Consider the following 16861-nt stretch of genomic DNA (forward strand, 5'->3'; position numbering starts at 1 on the left):
CCTGCTCTTTGTATGAAAACGTGCATCTTTTACTCATTGTCACAGACAGCAAGCTATCCTCTTTTAGCACCTCGACCTCCACGTTTGGATTCGGTGTGCTTCTTCAGTGATGCTAAGCGCTCGTCGCTATCTTTCATAAAACGGCTCATTTTCTGCTCGAATGATTCAGCCGGTTTACGAGGTTTTTGCGGGCGACGATTGTGGTTTTCTTTTGCTTTTTTGATGGATAAACCAATCTTACCATCATCTCCAACATTAATAACCTTCACTTCCACCTGGTCTCCCTGGCTTAAGTGTTCATTAATGTCTTTTACATAGTTGTCGGCAACTTCACTAATGTGAACGAGACCGGTCTTCCCATCAGGAAGCTCTACGAACGCTCCGAAATTAGTGATACCTGTTACCTTACCCTGCAGCTTGCTGCCTACTTCAATTGACATAAAAAAAATGCTCCTCCTTAAATTTTCGATAAAAAAATTATCCTTCTTATATATTATATATAAGCTTTGAAAAGAGTGTCAATATGAAGGGTCTTCATTTGGAATTTTAAAGATGATTTCGCCTTCTTTTGAAAAGAAATAATTCGTCCTGGCAATCTGCAAAACGTACTCTTCATTATTTAAGAGCTCAATTTCCTGTTTCAACTCTTTCTCCTCTTTTTCCAAAGCGGTCTTCTCCTGTTTTAACTGTTCGTACTGCTCAAACTTTTCTGCGTACAGCCTTTGTTGTTGCACGTGGTAGATCACCATGGAACTCGCTACGATCGTTACTAACAGGGCAAACAATACCAGTCGGCGAACTAAACGCTTTTTCTTTTTCTGGTGTCTCTCCAGATAAGCATCGTAGTGTTTCATGTATGTAGAATCTAAGCGCGCAACCGATTCCGGCTGTTTTTTTGCCATGCAGTTTGACCTCCTTTACTTATTGAATCTTTTTTTCCATTTGCTCATTGTATTCTTGATTTTATCCAGAAACCCTGCTAAATGCCTTAAGTAATTTTTCATGTTTTTCGGCACCAATCGCCAAATCAAACGAAAAATAAGCTTAATTGGATAAAATACGACAAGAAACAATAAGAATATACCCTTTAAAAGTATCTTATAAACAACAATAAGTAAAGAAAAAATTAGGAAAATCATGGATTTTATCGGCCATATGACAAGATGGTAAATTATTTTTTTTATTATTCGCAGAATGGCTGAACCCACTCTTATCATCACTTCAAGTGCTTTTAAGTAAAGATTCTGAAAGAGTGCACGGTATGTTGCGTAACCACAAGCAAGAGCAACAAACACATAAACACGGAGCTCACCATAGTTGGCTAAATAAAGAATATAAAAGAGAAAAGCAGCTTGAATCAACCAGAATAACAGTTGATAAATGATTTCAAGCAAGCTCTTCTTATTTCGATTATGAAAAAATCGCTCAAACGTGTCCACAGAAGCTCCGACAAACATCCCCCCAGCAAGCATGGTGAAGATCGTTACGAACTGAGTGGTGAGGGTCATTTGAACAGCTTGCTAAACAATCCTTTAGCTTTCTCCCCTTGGTTCTCGTCCAAGTAAGACATCTCATACATTTTTCCCTTGATAGACACGATGCCTGAGTCGAGATCTAGATTTTTCATTTGAAGGTTCTGGCCTCTGATGACCAAGTATCCCATTGAAGTTTGAAGTAAGAATTCTTCACTATCAAAGCTGTCCACCTCTTTGACTCCTGAAATTTCCATGTTTCTTCTATTCCAAATTTTAATATTATGCTCAGCTTGTTGATGACTGCGGACGTTTTGGTTTTTATCATACATTTCCATCTCTAACAGCCCCCTTCTCTAGTACAAGCTATGAGAAAAAGCTGACTTTTAGAACGATGGAAAATAAGGAGTTACTCCCTCGGAAAGTGGGCGATTGCACTAAACAGCTTTCCTGACCCTAGATAACTGAAACAGGAGAACCCAAGAATAAAAGGAAAGAACCACTGCTAAGCGCAGTGGTTCACTCTTATTTCACGGGTTCTTCTTTTTTGATTTCGTATAAGGAAGCTGCTTCATTTTTGTTTACATTCTCTTTTAATGATTTCACTTCGATTGTTAAAACTTTCTGGCCGAACTGTATGGTAAGTTCATCTCCGATTGCTACGTTACTCGCTGCTTTACTTTGATTGCCATTAATGCTGATCCGTCCTTGGTCCGCCACTTCTTTTGCCAAAGTCCGCCTTTTAATCAGGCGTGAGATTTTTAAGAATTTATCTAAACGCAATTCATTCCACTCCTTTATGTTGTTCCTTCGCTTCAACCCAAAGTTCTTCCAGTGCATCTAAATCATAATCGTTCAAGGAACGCCCTTTACCTTGAGCTGATTTTTCCATAGCAGACAGTCTTGTTCTGAATTTTTGGTTTGTCCTTTGGAGAGCACTTTCACTATTTATATTGTAATGTCTGGCAAGATTCGCAATGGCAAACAGCCAATCACCGAATTCCTTCTCCATCTCTACCTGATCTCCCTGATCACGTGCTTCTTGGAATTCTTGCCACTCCTCCTTCACTTTTTCAATGACTAGATCAGCAGAATCCCAATCAAAGCCTACTTTGGCAGCTTTCTTTTGAAGCTCTTCCGCTTGTAATAATGCAGGAAAACTCCCTGGTACAGCATCGAGGATTGAGGACGGCTTTTCGCCTTTCTCTTCCTGTTTAATGGCTTCCCAATTTGTCACAACTTCCTCTGCATCGTTAACGGTAACATGCTCAAACACATGCGGATGACGACGAATCATTTTATCTGTTACCGATACTATTACGTCATCAATAGAGAAAAACCCTTCATCTTCCCCAATTTGGCTGTGCAGCATCACCTGAAGCAACACATCGCCAAGCTCTTCCACCATATGCTCGTCATCTTGTCGATTAACTGCATCAATGAATTCATACGCTTCCTCTATCAAATATTTACGTAAGGATTCATGGGTTTGCTTTCGATCCCAAGGACAGCCATTTGGTCCTCTTAAGATCCGAATGACTTCTCTTAAACGGAAAAACTGATGATTCAGCTTGTCCTTTGGTACGGGAGGGATATAGACACTCGTCAGATTGTTGACCTCCACATTACGGTCAAGCTCCTCTAACGGCACAGTAGTCACCTGCTCCTGGCTGCTTCCCGCCGCTGTTACGATCGTAACAGGATAGGCAGGCGGCAAATCTTCCAGAAGTGTTATCTTTACTTCAGATGCGATCATCGAATCATAGACTTGGCACAATATCGTATGGTTCACCAATTGCATTTGTTCTCTGTGGAGATCATTAGCGTCTAAAAATTGAAGGCCTTCAATCGGATCAATTTCTAAAGCGGTAAACGTAGCATCTAAGAAACTTTGGCCTCCCTGGATGTTTAAATGAACATGACCGTGGTCACGCTTTTCTATTAAAAGCTGGACCGTCCGCTCTGCAAGCATCGGGTGCCCAGGGACGACATAAACCAGGTCTGCCTCCTGCGCTGCTTGAACCAGCTTTTCAACGATCGTCTTATAAACATCTTGAAATTGGGTCTGCTTCTTATATACATCATCAAAACTCTGGAAGCTCAGTCCGTCATTTTGCAGCTCAACCAAGACGGGATGGTCTAGCGTCCGTACGTAAATAGGTTTGTCTTTACTCGTTAACTGGCGGTAGATGCCTAATGGAAGCTGTTCTTTGTCTCCTGCACCTAATCCTATTACCGTAATCGTATTCATGATTTCAATCCTTTCGGAAGTAGTCGTTGCACCGTATTATAAAAAGGCATAGGCTCGAGCTCTTTTTTTGTGAAAGTACCAAGCATCAATAATAATAGAAAGTATACTAGGCCTCCAAGAGCCGTCATTATAAGTGTATAAATAAGTAAGAGAACGCGCCCATCGGCCATGATCCTCTCTCCAAAATCATGGAACAAGATCAAAAATAAGATCATTCCCGTAAGGGCAGCACCAATTTTCAACCAGGGCATGTTCAACCATCGATTTAGCGGTATTTCTTTTCCTAAGAGTACGATATTTCCCGCTAAAACGAAAGCTGTAGCTATTGTGGAAGCTGCTGCTGCCCCATGTAAACCAAAAGCCGGGATAAGCAAGTAATTGCCGAAGACTTTTAGGCCAATGGCTAATAGAATCAAAGTGGCGGTATGATGTACATATCCCAGACCCTGCAATACAGATGCTGTCGTTAGAGACAGAGAAGCAAAAAGAATGACGAGCATCATGACCCTTAGAGCACTTGTTCCTTCAGTATTTTGAAAAAATAGCTGGTTTATCTCTGGAAATAAAACAATCAGTCCGGCTGTTGCACCCAAAGCCATGATCAAACTGATTTTCGTTGAATTGTACATATAAGTTTTGACATGTTCAGGATCCTTTTCATAACGTTTCCTCGTCACTGAGGGAATTAAAGCTAAAGCTACTGAGGAAGCAAGGACGGTCCCTAGTTGAATCAAAGGCTGTCCTCGATCAAAAATTCCTTTCAGCACTCTTGCCTTTTCCATCTCTACTCCAAACTCCAGAAGTCCAGGCACTAGTGAAAGTGAGTCAACGAATTGCATAGATAGTAACAGTGTATAGTTTAAACAAATAAATAATCCGTAAAACAAAATAGTTCGTATGTAGGAAACAGATGTGCTCCATCTCTCATTTTTCCAAATGGACTGTTTTTTTACGTAAAGTAATAACACACCCAGCCCTCCGCATGCGCCTAGAAAAGAGGCGGCTGATGCTCCGATCCCAACGGCATAAAGGCGGTCAAATTTTATGACTAAAACGGCAGTAGCAATAATTGTGCTCACTCGAATGAGCTGATCTACAACTTGGGACACCGCTGTTGGTTTCATTTGATTCATACCTTGGAATACACCCCTGAATAAAGAGATGATAGGCACTAGTAAAAACACAAAAAAAGCCGACCGTAAAGATGGAATGAGTTTTTCATCCCCCATGACAGCAGCTATAGCAGGTGCCTGAGTAAACCCTATTACAAAGATCAGGCCGCAAATTCCCATTAGCCAGGAGAATACCGGCAAATAAAAAGAAGGGAGAGATAGGAATGATTTTTCTTCCCTTAATTCTGAGACAAGCTTTGAAATGGCCGCTGGAAATCCATACAAAGAAAGAATTAAGGCTACGCCTAGAATAGGATAGACTTGCTGGTAAACATAAAACCCTAAATCTCCTGTAATATTTTGCAGTGGCACCCGATAACCTGCACTCAATATCTTACTGATTAATCCTGCAAAGGTTAAGATTAATGCTCCTTTAACGACGGATTGCGATGTTTGATTGGTCATTGTGGACCCTTTCTCTGTATGATGTATATTCTTCCCCATTATATCATACGAAAGGCCAGACCCTTTACCGTTAAGGACCTGACCTCATTGTCTATTCCATCTGTTTAGCAAGAAAGCTGGCTGCTGTCTGAACCGCTTTGTTTGAACCTTCATCAAGTGGAGATCCTTCCTTGTTAAAAGCGACAACACAACCGATTGGATCACCCTGTGCGATAATAGGTTGAATAATGTATGATATGACATCCTCTTCTTGTCCACGGACGAATTCTACTGGAGTCGGATGTTTCTCTGAAGCCATGCTTCTAGAGTCCATCACCTGCTCTACTTTCGAACCAATAGAACGATTCATATAATCTTTCTTCGCTCCACCAGCTACCGCAATAAATTCATCTCGGTCACAAATCAAAACAGGCATTTCAAGGGTTTCACTTAGAGCATCTGCATATTCCTTTGCGAAATCACCCAGCTCACTAATTGGGGAATACTTCTTCAGAATGACCTCACCTTCTCGATCAACGAAGATTTCCAGTGGATCCCCCTCGCGAATCCTTAAAGTGCGACGGATTTCCTTGGGAATAACAACACGACCTAAATCATCTATACGACGTACTATACCAGTTGCTTTCATTCTTATGCTGCCTCCTTTTCTTTGGTGATGTTCCTATTACTATCCTATGAAGCGCATGCAGAATAAGCGGGTGATTAAGGATAGTATGATACAGCAGAATAAACCTATACATCCTTGGTATGGATTTTTTTATAATATACCGGGTAATTTGGATAATTTTGTTAAGAATTGCAGATAAGAGTTTCTAAAAAGATACCCCTCGCCTTGAAGGCGAGGGGTAGAATGATGATTATGCCGTTGTCGTTTCCCGTTCCATTTCTGGAAGTTTACTGATGAACTCCTCTACAATGTCATAACGCTTAGGCTGGGATTTTCGATCCCAATTGAAGGTTACTTTTAACTGGTTATCTTCCGTCCCCAGCTGGACAATCCGTCCGTATTTATTAGCAAACTCAAACAGTTTTGCCCCATCAATTTGCTGACTTTGTTCAGATTCCATAACCATTTCAAGTTTTTTCTTCTTCTCAGATATGGACTCAATTCTCGCCTGCTTCGCAAATAGGCGAATGGAAGAAACACGGAATAGATTCTCTACCTCTTCTGGATAATCCCCGAATCGGTCAATAAGTTCATCACGAAGATCATGGATATCTTCCACAGATTCTATCGCCTGGAACTGTTTATACATGTCGATTTTCTGCTTTTCATCACGGATGTATTCTTCAGGGATATAGGCATCCATGGACATATCAAGTTCAGGTTGGAAAGGCTGTACGGCTTCTGGCTCTTTGCCCTGACGTTTAGCCTCAATAGCATCCTTGAGCATTTGAGAATACATATCAAAACCTACTGAATCAATAAACCCATGCTGCTGTGCGCCTAAAAGGTTACCGGCTCCACGGATGGATAAGTCGCGCATCGCAATCTTAAATCCGGACCCAAGCTCTGTAAACTCCTTAATCGCCTGCAATCGTTTCTCAGCAACTTCAGTAAGAACTTTGTCCTTCTGATAAGTAAAGTAGGCATAGGCGACTCGGTTGGAACGTCCAACACGTCCTCGAAGCTGATAAAGCTGACTGAGCCCCATCCGATCGGCATCATAAACGATTAAAGTGTTTACATTCGGAATGTCTACTCCCGTTTCAATAATTGTCGTGCTGACGAGCACATCGAATTCCCCTTCTAAGAAGGAAAACATGACATTTTCTAGCTCTGTTTCATTCATTTGACCATGTGCAAACGTCACACGGGCTTCAGGGACCAGTTCAGCGATTTCCTGCGCCATCCGCTCAATATTCTCTACTCTATTGAATAAGAAAAAGACTTGCCCGTCGCGCGCCATTTCCCGCTCAACGGCTTCCCTCAGGAAAATCGGGTTATACTCAAGCACATAAGTTTGAATCGGGAAGCGGTTTGCAGGCGGTGTTTCGATGACTGAAAGATCTCTTACACCAAGCATGGACATGTGGAGTGTCCTCGGTATCGGCGTGGCGGTTAAAGTTAAAACGTCAACGTTATGCTTCAACTGTTTTATTTTCTCTTTGTGCTTCACTCCAAAACGCTGCTCTTCGTCTACAATTAATAAACCAAGATCCTTAAACTGCACGTCTTTGGATAAAATTCTATGAGTACCCACTACAATATCATCAAGACCTTTTCTTATTCGTTCTGTGGTCTCTTTCTGTTGTTTTCTCGTCCGGAAACGGCTCATAAGCCCGATATTAATCCCAAACCCTTGAAAACGTTCCTGAAGGGTTTCATAGTGCTGCTGAGCTAAAATCGTCGTAGGGACTAAAATAGCGACCTGCTTTCCATCTACTATGGCTTTGAAGGCTGCACGGATAGCGACTTCTGTCTTTCCGTACCCTACATCGCCGCAAAGCAGACGGTCCATCGGTCTGATTCGTTCCATATCTTCTTTGATTTCTTCGATACAGCGAATTTGGTCTTCTGTTTCTTCATAAGGGAAAGCTGTCTCAAATTCTCTTTGCATTTCATCGTCTTCACTGAAAGCATATCCTTTCGATGCTTCACGCTCTGCATATAGTTGAATCAAATCATCAGCGATATCCTCAACAGAGGATTGAACACGGCGCTTCACCTTGTTCCATTCACTGCCGCCAAGCTTATACACTTTCGGCTCTTTTCCTTCTGAGCCCACATATTTTTGGATCAAATCTATTTGGTCGATAGGTACGTAAAGCTTATCGTTTCCGGAATATTTCACCATCAAAAAGTCTTTATGGTTGCCATTCATTTCAAGAGTTTCAATTCCGAGATACTTACCTATACCGTGGTTGGCATGAACGATATAGTCGCCCACTTTCAACTCTTGATAATTCTTAATCCGCTCCGCATTGGACATTTTCTGTTTCCGCTTCGGTTTAGCAGTTCGTTTCTTAAACAGTTCATTTTCAGTTAGAACCGCTAGGTTGTGCATCGGCCATTCAAACCCGCTGCTTATGTTCCCGATCATGATCGTTGGCTTAGTGAGCGGTAATTTTACTTCATCCTTGGCAATGACTGCTTCCATATCATAATCATCGAGTACGGACTGGATTTTTTCCCGGCGATTCTCATCAGGAGCTAGAATGATGACAGAGTAGTTCTGCTTTTGCCAGCGGTCCATCTCGCTTTTAAGTAAATTCATCTGCCCGTGAAACTGCTGCATTTGTCTGCTGGATATATTGACGATATTTTGCGGGTGCGTGTTTGGAATATGACGCATGAACACAGACATATAAAGGCGCGGATGTTCCATCTTCGCCCATGTATCATGCCAGTCATAGGAAATCTTCAAATTACGAACCATTTGATTCGCTTCCAATAAACTTTGGTGCCATTCAGCCTCTTCCTGATCGAGCCGGTTCGCCGTTTCCTGAATCCGACTCATTTCATCAAGAACGAGCAGACCATTTTTTGGAAGATATTCTAGTAAACTTACAGGCGAGTCATAAAAGTAACCAATATATTTATATATTTCCTGAAAACGTTCCTGTTGTTTAAGCCGATCCAGGTCCTCTTCAATGTATTGATTCAACGTTTCTTTTGCCTCGGTTTTAGTCAGCTTCTGCAACGAATGGCTAAGCGCTTCCTCCAGGCGGTGATACGCCCTGGCATAGTCTTCATCCCTCAGCAAAAGCTCAGTAGCCGGGCCTATAAAAACCTCTTTCAGCTTTTCATGTGAACGCTGAGTTTCTGAATCAAATGTACGGATCGAATCCACTTCTGTGTCGAACAGTTCTATACGATAGGGATATTCAGCAGTCAATGGATAGATGTCCATGATGCCGCCGCGCAGCGAAAACTCCCCGGGGGTCGCCACCATCTCTGTCCGTTCATATCCCATCCTGACAAAACGTCCGAGATATTCATCTAAATCGATATCTTCTCCAACACGAAAAGGGAGCTGATTGTGCTCCCAATAGGATTTCGGTGGCATAATCCGTTTTAATGCAGCCACAGGGGCAATAAGTATGCCGGTATCTTGTTTGAGCCATTGGCTGAGAGAATCGATACGCTGACTTCGGAGCTCTGGGCTTGCAATTGCAATCTCAGAAGCGATCAGTTCATTCACAGGGTAAAGATGAACTTGATTTGATTCAGTCAGCTCTTGAAAGTCCTCATACAGCTGCTGGGCTTGAACCAGTTGGTGGGTGACCAGCAATACCGGACGATTCAACGATTCCTTGATTAGGGATATCATTAAACTTCGGGAAGCTCCCGACAACCCCGCTACCATCTGTTCATTCATCCCTGATTCAAAACCCTCAACAACTGACTGGATATCATCCTGCGGATATAAATAATCCTTAATTCCTTGCATAACGAACTCCTCCACCATCCTGTCAAGCTCTTCGCCTGGAAAAGCTTTCAGGATTTACTGAATAAAGTGATCTAACTCATGGTAGTGTGGATTCTGATCAAGTGTTTCTTTGCACGAATCACAAATCGTTTTAATATCCATATTCCCGTTTCCGTTCATATGAACCATTTGTTGTTGATCTTCATTATTTAAAAGGTCAAAACCTAATTGTGATACGTCTACATGTTCAGCATCCAGCTCACCAACTTGATTGTTGCAATGCCGGCAAAAATAACGAATTTTCATATCCATCCTCCTAAAGGCTTGATGGTATTTAGTTTTGCCGGCTTACATAGGGCTTATACAGAATCAGTAAACCATTACTGCCAGTTACTTTACATTAAATTCATTCATAACTTCATTAAATGGCTGCTCAATCCATGCTTCACAGGCTTTAACAGCGTCCTGGATGCTGTCCTTTACAGCCATTTGCTGATCTTTATCAAAAGTTCCTAAAACATAATCAATGACAGACATGGGAACACTCGGTCTGCCGATTCCAATTCGCAATCGTTTAAATTCCTTTGTCCCCAATTGGTCAATGATATTTCGTATACCATTATGGCCGCCATGACCTCCTTTTTTACGCAAACGATTTTTTCCGGGAGGTAAGTCTAAATCATCATATACAACCAGAACATCATCTAACTCAATATCAAAATAATCCATGAAAGCCCTCAAGGACTCCCCTGATAAATTCATGTAGGTCTGGGGTTTCAAAAGAAGCACCTTTTCCCCATTCACATGTTCAGTTGTATATACACTACGAAACTTCGTCTGGCTCAGGGACCATTGATTTTGGCGTGCCAGCTCATCTATGACCATGAATCCTACATTATGGCGTGTCTGTTCATATTTTTTACCTGGATTTCCAAGTCCGACGATACACTTCATCAAAAACTTCCTTTGCTTTATAATGCTATTTCTCAATTATATCAAAGCTCTTACAAAAAAGTTGTCTAATTCTATCGACGAGTAAGAGCCGTTCGATACCCTGCACTACATCATAGAAAAGGGGCGGGCCTTCTGGCCTCACCCCTTGATCATGACTTCGTTTATTCTTTATCTTTATCTTCGTCTGCTTCTTCTCCTTCTTCATCATCACTTTTCTCATTGATGACTTCAGGTTCAGCATCCGCATCTTCTGTTTCAGGCTCTTCCGGCATTTCCTCTGGAGGAGTGACAGATACAATTGTCGTATCTTCATCTTCGGTGATTTCATAACCCCGCGCTTCCTTCAGATCCCCTACAAGGATACTGTCACCGATATTCAACTCAGACACATCGATAAGGATTTCTTCAGGAATATCAGCAGGTTTTGCACGAACTGCAATTTCATAAAGAGGCTGCTGCAATACGCCGCCTTCTTTCGATCCAGCTGCTTCTCCTTCCAAGTGGATAGGAACTTCAACGTCCATTTCCTGACCCATATTAACAACGTAGAAGTCTGCGTGAATAAGCTCGTCCTTCAAAGGATCGATCTGGTATTCGTGCAGCATGACATCAACGCTGTCTTTACCTTCGATATCAAGTGAGATGATGGCGTTTTTACCTTCATCACGAACAGTTTTTAGTAACTCTATGCTGTTAACAGCAACTGTAATCGGTTCTTTATCTTTCCCGTAAACAACGCTGGGTACGCTTCCTTCAAGTCGTAGTTCACGTGTTACAGATTGTTTGAGATCTTGTCTTTGTTTTGCTTTTAATACGTTAGCCAAATTCATCAACCTCCAATAAATTTACCAATCATTTATAACAGTTTCCCGTTATTGACAAGAGTTAAACCCATTTTATTAAATTTTTAATCAAATAAGATACTAATGGACTGACGTTCATGAACTCGGATGATCGCTTCACTGATCAACCCTGCTACGGAAAGCTCTGTAATTTTATCGCTGGTTTTATCTTCACCGAGCGGAATGGTGTTCGTTACAACCAACTCTTTAATCTTAGAGTTGTTGATACGGTCGATGGCTGGACCAGAAAGCACAGGGTGCGTACAGCATGCGTACACTTCTTTTGCTCCATTTTCAACTAGAGCATTAGCCGCAAGTGTAATGGTTCCTGCAGTATCAATAATATCGTCGATCAAAATCGCCGTTTTTCCTTCAATGTTACCGACAATGTTCATTACTTCGGAGACATTTGGACGCGGACGGCGTTTATCAATAATGGCAATTGGCGCTTTCAAGCGATCCGCCATCTTACGAGCACGCGTTACACCACCGTGGTCCGGAGATACGATAACAATATCTTCAAAATTCTTTTCTTCGAAGTAGTCAGAAAGGATTGGGACACCGACGAGGTGATCAATCGGTAAATTAAAGAATCCTTGAATCTGTGGTGCGTGGAGATCAAGCATAAGGACGCGAGATGCTCCAGCCGTTTCCAGAAGATCTGCCACAAGTTTAGCTGTAATCGGCTCACGAGCTCTTGCTTTACGATCTTGTCTAGCATACCCATAATATGGCATAACGATATTGATCGTACGTGCAGAAGCTCGTTTTAGTGCATCAATCATAATCAACAGTTCCATGATGTGCTGGTTCACTGGTTCGCATGTAGACTGAACAACATAGACGTCGCACCCACGGATACTTTCCTCGATGTTGATTTGAATTTCGCCATCACTGAATGATGTTACGGTGCATTTCCCTAATTCCACTCCGATATTTTCAGCAATCTCTTTGGCCAATTCAGGATTAGAGTTCAGTGAAAACACCTTTAATTTTGAATCCTTGTACCCATTTTCCATGGATCGAACCCTCCGTTAATCTTTTTTGATCGACTTCATTTTATTTGCATAACCTTCTTTATTCGTCTGTCTTGAACGAGCAATGGACAGAGCTTCTGCAGGTACATCTTCATTGATTGTAGATCCAGCCGCTACATACGCCCCTTCACCTACTGTGACAGGAGCAATCAAGTTTGAGTTACAGCCAATAAATGCATCATTCTCAATCGTAGTCAGGTGCTTATTTTGTCCATCATAATTCACTGTTATTGTACCACACCCGATATTTACCCCGCTTCCGACTTCAGCATCGCCGATATAACTCAAATGAGAGGCTTTGCTTCCATCACCAAATGAAGCTTTCTTAACTTCCACAAAATTTCCTACCTTTACATCGTCTCCGAGAGAGGATTGTGGTCGGATATGTGCGAAAGGTCCGATCTGTACACGTTCTCCAATTCGGCTGTTCGCCGCTACACTTTGTTTCACCACAGTCTCTTTTCCTATATGACAATCTGTAATCGTAGAGTGAGGGCCAACGACTGCGTCATCGGAAATCTGGGTATCTCCTTCAATGACACAGCCTGGATATATCACTACATCCTGTCCGATCTTGACATCAGGACCAATATAAGTCTGCTCAGGGTCTACGATTGTTACACCGCTTCTCATATGTTGCTCATTGATTCGTTGTTTCATGAGTTTTTCAGCTTTAGATAAAGCAACACGATCATTAACCCCAAGTGATTCAGAGAAATCAGGCGTTTGATAAGCACTGATGACTTCGGCTTGATCCTTAAGAATTTCGATCACGTCCGGAAGATAATATTCTCCTTGAACATTGTCGTTGGATACGTTTTTTAACGCTTCAAAAAGCGCAGCATTATCAAAGCAATACGTACCTGTGTTGATTTCCTGGATTGCCTGCTCTTCTTCTGAAGCATCCTTCTGTTCAACAATTCTTTCCACTTGGCCGTTTCCTCCGCGAATCACACGTCCGTAGCCAGATGGATCTTCAGCATGAGCTGTCAGAATTGTAGCCTTTGCCTTCTGTTCATCATGCTGATCTAGAAGCTTTTGCAACGTCTTACCTGTAAGTAGAGGAGTATCTCCACAAACTACAACAGTTGTTCCTTCTTTATCTGCCAAAATATCTTCTGCTTGTAAAACTGCATGTCCTGTGCCTAGCTGCTCTTCCTGAATGACATAATGGCTATCTTCACCTAATTGATCTTGGACTTTCTCAGCACCAAAACCAACAACCGTAATCAATTCTTGTAAATTAAGTGTATTTAACTGGTCAACAACATGCTGAACCATAGGCTTTCCGCATACCGGATGCAGAACCTTATAAAGCTTTGACTTCATACGTGTACCTTGGCCAGCTGCTAAAACTACAGCATATCGATTAGTCATGAACGTACCTCCATCCTAATTATCCACTATGAATAATATCTTAAAACAAGCATGATTTCAACAATTCTCCCTATAGGTAAACAGTCATGTGAAAGTATGCCAAACACAAATACATTTGGACTAAATGTACTCACTGAGAAGGGTGGATAAAAAAGGAATAATAAAAAAGAGCCTAACCTCGCAATTGAGGTCAGACTCTCTTTGTTCATAAGTATTAGGAAGCTCCGGCTTCTTCAAATTCTGCCTCTGCTTCTTCTGCTTCACCAGCACGGTGGTATTCCTCAAGAACTGCATCTTGGATTTTACCTCGTGTACCGGAATTGATCGGGTGTGCAATGTCTCTGAATTCCCCATCTGGGGTACGTTTACTTGGCATTGCTACGAACAACCCATTGTTGCCATCAATCACCCGTATGTCATGAACAACAAACTCCTGATCTAAGGTAATAGAAGCAATTGCTCGCATTCTTCCATCGGTATTAACGCGTCGCAGTCTTACGTCAGTTACTTCCATTATCATTCACCACCTTTTTCCCAAAAAGAACTTATGTACATGAATTCCACAAAACGGTAGAAATTCCTGCCTATTTTCAAAAAAATTTTTATAATTAGGATATTCTAATAATTCACATAGATTCTTCTAGCTTTTTTCTAATTCCATATATGAGGAATAATCTTATCTGGACTTAATTTCTAAATAACTTAGGTTTGAAGGTTCACGTTGCCAATTAGATGTAGAATCCGTGGGTTCGCTGCTCTTCTCAAGTTTGCCTTCCCGGGTCTAACTTATCATGCCGGATGTCGATAAGAGTCTCAACCTTCCCGTACCTCCTAACACTCTTAAGAAATAAGGTACTCTAAGGGGTCACGTTACAAACTACTTTGAAATTGATTATATAACAGGATCTATGCCCGTGAAGACTATGAAGGAACTAGGCGAGACCCTACAAGGAACAAAGCGACTGAAGAGGCTTGCCAGTTCCCCCGCAGGAAAGCGAGTGGCCAATTTTTTAACAACATAACTCAAGATTTATTTACGAATCAAGCTCAGACTATAAAAAAGAAGGTCCTCCATTGCGGGGTGGACCTTCTTTATAGAGCCTAACTCTTATATATAATTTAGTAGGTTGCCAGGGCGAACTTCAATGGTTTGACGACGATCATCAGCATTCATAATTTGTACAACAGAAATATAATCGTCGACCACCCGATCCTCTTCTTCATCTTCTGCTTCAGCAAGCACGCCGATCCCGACAACTTCAGCATTAAATTCTTTCAACAAGTTCCGCATCCCACTAATAGTTCCGCCAGCTTTCATAAAATCATCGATGATACAAACCTTAGATCCTTCTTTCAAAGATCTTTTTGTTAAGACCATCGTCTGGATCTTTCTTGTTGATCCTGAAACATAGTTAATGCTAACCGTTGAACCTTCTGTCACCTTCGGGTCGCGTCGTGCAATGACCACGGGTACATTCAAGTAAGAAGCCACAGCATATGCTAGTGGAATTCCTTTTGTAGCAACGGTAATAATAGCATCGATCTCTTTATCTCTAAAGGCTGAAGCAAATAAGCGTCCAATATTTCTCGTCGTTTCTGGATCGCCAAGGATATCGCTCATAAATAAGTATCCTCCGGGAAGAAGACGATCAGGATCTTCTAAACGTTCACAAAGCTGATTAACAAAAGTATCACTGTACGACCTAGAAAAAGCGGGAATATATTTCACTCCTCCTGCAGCTCCGGAGACGGATTCCAAGTAACCGATTCCTTCATGCTGGAACATCTTGTTGATGATACCGAGATCTTCACTAATGGAGGATTTAGCTGCTTCATAATTCTCAGAGAAAAATGGGAGGGAAATCAATTCACGCGGGCGTTCTAAAATAAAATGAGTCATTGCAACCAACCGTTCACTTCTTTTCATGTAGTAGACACCTCAAAATCCGAATATTATTTACTAATATACCAAATTTGTACGGATTTTATCAAGTGTTCTCCCGATATCCGAGCATACGCACCATATATACTTCATGGCAAAACCCTTTTAAACTGTTATAAATCCGCTGAGCACGGGCATCTTGATCTACAAGTGAAAAAACCGTCGGGCCGCTGCCGCTCATTAACACAGCGTCCGCCCCTGCGTGATGCATTTGATCCTTAATCTGTCCTACTTCGTCATGCAGCTGGAGCGTTACCCCTTCTAATGTGTTTCCTACATGCGCACAGATGCCTTCAAAATCGCAACGTTGAATAGCAGCAATCATTCCTTGTGTATCAGGATGTAAAGCTCCTTCCAAATTAAGGTTCTGATAGACCGTCTGAGTAGAAACCCCAACGGGAGGTTTGGCTAAGACTACCCAGCATGGAGGAGGGGCGGGTAATGCTTTTATTTTTTCACCGCGTCCTGTCGCATGCCCAGTACCTCCATAGACACAAAAGGACACATCAGATCCAATTTCAGCTCCCAGCTCGGCTAATTGGTCTATACTCAAGTTCAGCCCCCAAAGCCTGTTCACTCCTCGCAGCACGGCTGCCGCATCACTGCTTCCTCCAGCAAGCCCGGCAGCAACAGGGATATTCTTCTCTATAAAAATCCTTACACCTTGTTCAACTTCATAACGGTCTTTAATCAGCTTGGCAGCTCGATATGCCAAATTCCTTTCGTCATTCGGAACAAACCGACTTTCCGATTCAACACGGATATTGCCGTCTTTAAGAAGATTGAGCTCGATTCGGTCAGCTAAATCGACGGTAGTCATAACCATTTCCACTTCATGAAAACCGTCCTCACGTTTATATAAGACATCCAAAGATAAATTAATCTTAGCGGGAGCCTTTTCAAATAATTGCATGTACGTAAGCACCTCAACTTCACTGTTTATCTTCATGCATTGTACCATATTTTCGCTTGAAGAGGCGCGGAGATTAACGTCGCAAGCTTTACACGTCAAAAAAGCCCCCAGATGCTTAAGAGC

Annotated in this window: 17 protein-coding genes; all 17 read right to left on the reverse strand. The window is 41.9% G+C overall.

The window, feature by feature from the left end; translation table 11 throughout:
* Window positions 1-53 precede the first annotated feature (53 nt).
* Entirely contained in the window at window positions 54-440 is a 387-nt protein-coding gene (locus tag ACRYKC_RS19695; RefSeq protein WP_085026985.1) for a S1 domain-containing RNA-binding protein, read from the reverse strand.
* 78 nt (window positions 441-518) lie between these two features.
* Window positions 519-902: an FtsB family cell division protein gene (locus tag ACRYKC_RS19700; RefSeq protein ID WP_433809518.1), complete on the reverse strand. Its 384-nt coding sequence runs from the start codon at window positions 900-902 to the stop codon at window positions 519-521.
* Between the two features lie 15 nt (window positions 903-917).
* Window positions 918-1508 carry a spore cortex biosynthesis protein YabQ gene (gene yabQ / locus ACRYKC_RS19705; RefSeq protein ID WP_433809520.1) on the reverse strand — a complete coding sequence of 197 codons (591 nt, stop codon included), beginning with the start codon at window positions 1506-1508 and terminating at the stop codon, window positions 918-920.
* Complete coding sequence (gene yabP, locus ACRYKC_RS19710; protein WP_433809582.1) at window positions 1505-1804, reverse strand: sporulation protein YabP; 300 nt, start codon at window positions 1802-1804, stop codon at window positions 1505-1507. The genes yabQ and yabP overlap by 4 nt, the downstream gene beginning before the upstream one ends.
* 193 nt (window positions 1805-1997) lie before the next feature.
* The gene (locus tag ACRYKC_RS19715) at window positions 1998-2255 is read right to left on the reverse strand and encodes an RNA-binding S4 domain-containing protein (protein ID WP_035543911.1); all 258 of its coding nucleotides are present in this window, start codon (window positions 2253-2255) and stop codon (window positions 1998-2000) included.
* A 1-nt stretch (window position 2256) separates the two neighbouring features.
* Entirely contained in the window at window positions 2257-3723 is a 1467-nt protein-coding gene (gene yabN, locus ACRYKC_RS19720; RefSeq protein ID WP_433809523.1) for a bifunctional methyltransferase/pyrophosphohydrolase YabN, read from the reverse strand.
* The gene (locus ACRYKC_RS19725) at window positions 3720-5339 is read right to left on the reverse strand and encodes a putative polysaccharide biosynthesis protein (protein ID WP_433809525.1); all 1620 of its coding nucleotides are present in this window, start codon (window positions 5337-5339) and stop codon (window positions 3720-3722) included. Before ACRYKC_RS19725 ends, yabN begins: the two co-directional genes overlap by 4 nt.
* A gap of 52 nt (window positions 5340-5391) precedes the next feature.
* Window positions 5392-5928, reverse strand: a complete 537-nt coding sequence (gene spoVT / locus ACRYKC_RS19730; RefSeq protein WP_085026996.1) for a stage V sporulation protein T — start codon at window positions 5926-5928, stop codon at window positions 5392-5394.
* A gap of 229 nt (window positions 5929-6157) precedes the next feature.
* Entirely contained in the window at window positions 6158-9694 is a 3537-nt protein-coding gene (mfd, locus tag ACRYKC_RS19735; RefSeq protein WP_433809528.1) for a transcription-repair coupling factor, read from the reverse strand.
* Window positions 9695-9748: 54 nt separating this feature from the next.
* Window positions 9749-9979, reverse strand: a complete 231-nt coding sequence (fin, locus tag ACRYKC_RS19740) for an anti-sigma-F factor Fin (protein WP_085027000.1) — start codon at window positions 9977-9979, stop codon at window positions 9749-9751.
* 84 nt (window positions 9980-10063) lie between these two features.
* Complete coding sequence (gene pth / locus ACRYKC_RS19745) at window positions 10064-10627, reverse strand: aminoacyl-tRNA hydrolase (protein WP_433809530.1); 564 nt, start codon at window positions 10625-10627, stop codon at window positions 10064-10066.
* A 161-nt stretch (window positions 10628-10788) separates the two neighbouring features.
* Window positions 10789-11451 (reverse strand): 50S ribosomal protein L25/general stress protein Ctc, encoded by a 663-nt coding sequence (locus ACRYKC_RS19750; protein WP_433809532.1) that lies wholly within the window; start codon window positions 11449-11451, stop codon window positions 10789-10791.
* An 83-nt stretch (window positions 11452-11534) separates the two neighbouring features.
* Window positions 11535-12488, reverse strand: coding sequence for a ribose-phosphate diphosphokinase (locus ACRYKC_RS19755; RefSeq protein ID WP_433809534.1), 954 nt, complete (start codon window positions 12486-12488; stop codon window positions 11535-11537).
* A 15-nt stretch (window positions 12489-12503) separates the two neighbouring features.
* Window positions 12504-13883 (reverse strand): bifunctional UDP-N-acetylglucosamine diphosphorylase/glucosamine-1-phosphate N-acetyltransferase GlmU, encoded by a 1380-nt coding sequence (gene glmU, locus ACRYKC_RS19760; protein WP_433809536.1) that lies wholly within the window; start codon window positions 13881-13883, stop codon window positions 12504-12506.
* A 214-nt stretch (window positions 13884-14097) separates the two neighbouring features.
* On the reverse strand, window positions 14098-14397 hold the full coding sequence (gene spoVG, locus ACRYKC_RS19765) for a septation regulator SpoVG (RefSeq protein WP_085027010.1): 300 nt from the start codon (window positions 14395-14397) through the stop codon (window positions 14098-14100).
* Window positions 14398-14991: 594 nt separating this feature from the next.
* Window positions 14992-15810: a pur operon repressor gene (gene purR / locus ACRYKC_RS19770; protein WP_433809539.1), complete on the reverse strand. Its 819-nt coding sequence runs from the start codon at window positions 15808-15810 to the stop codon at window positions 14992-14994.
* A 61-nt stretch (window positions 15811-15871) separates the two neighbouring features.
* Window positions 15872-16738 (reverse strand): 4-(cytidine 5'-diphospho)-2-C-methyl-D-erythritol kinase, encoded by an 867-nt coding sequence (gene ispE / locus ACRYKC_RS19775; protein WP_433809541.1) that lies wholly within the window; start codon window positions 16736-16738, stop codon window positions 15872-15874.
* Window positions 16739-16861 lie beyond the last annotated feature (123 nt).

The sequence above is a fragment of the Halobacillus sp. A1-3 genome (assembly GCF_050971765.1).
Taxonomy (GTDB): domain Bacteria; phylum Bacillota; class Bacilli; order Bacillales; family Halobacillaceae; genus Halobacillus; species Halobacillus mangrovi_B.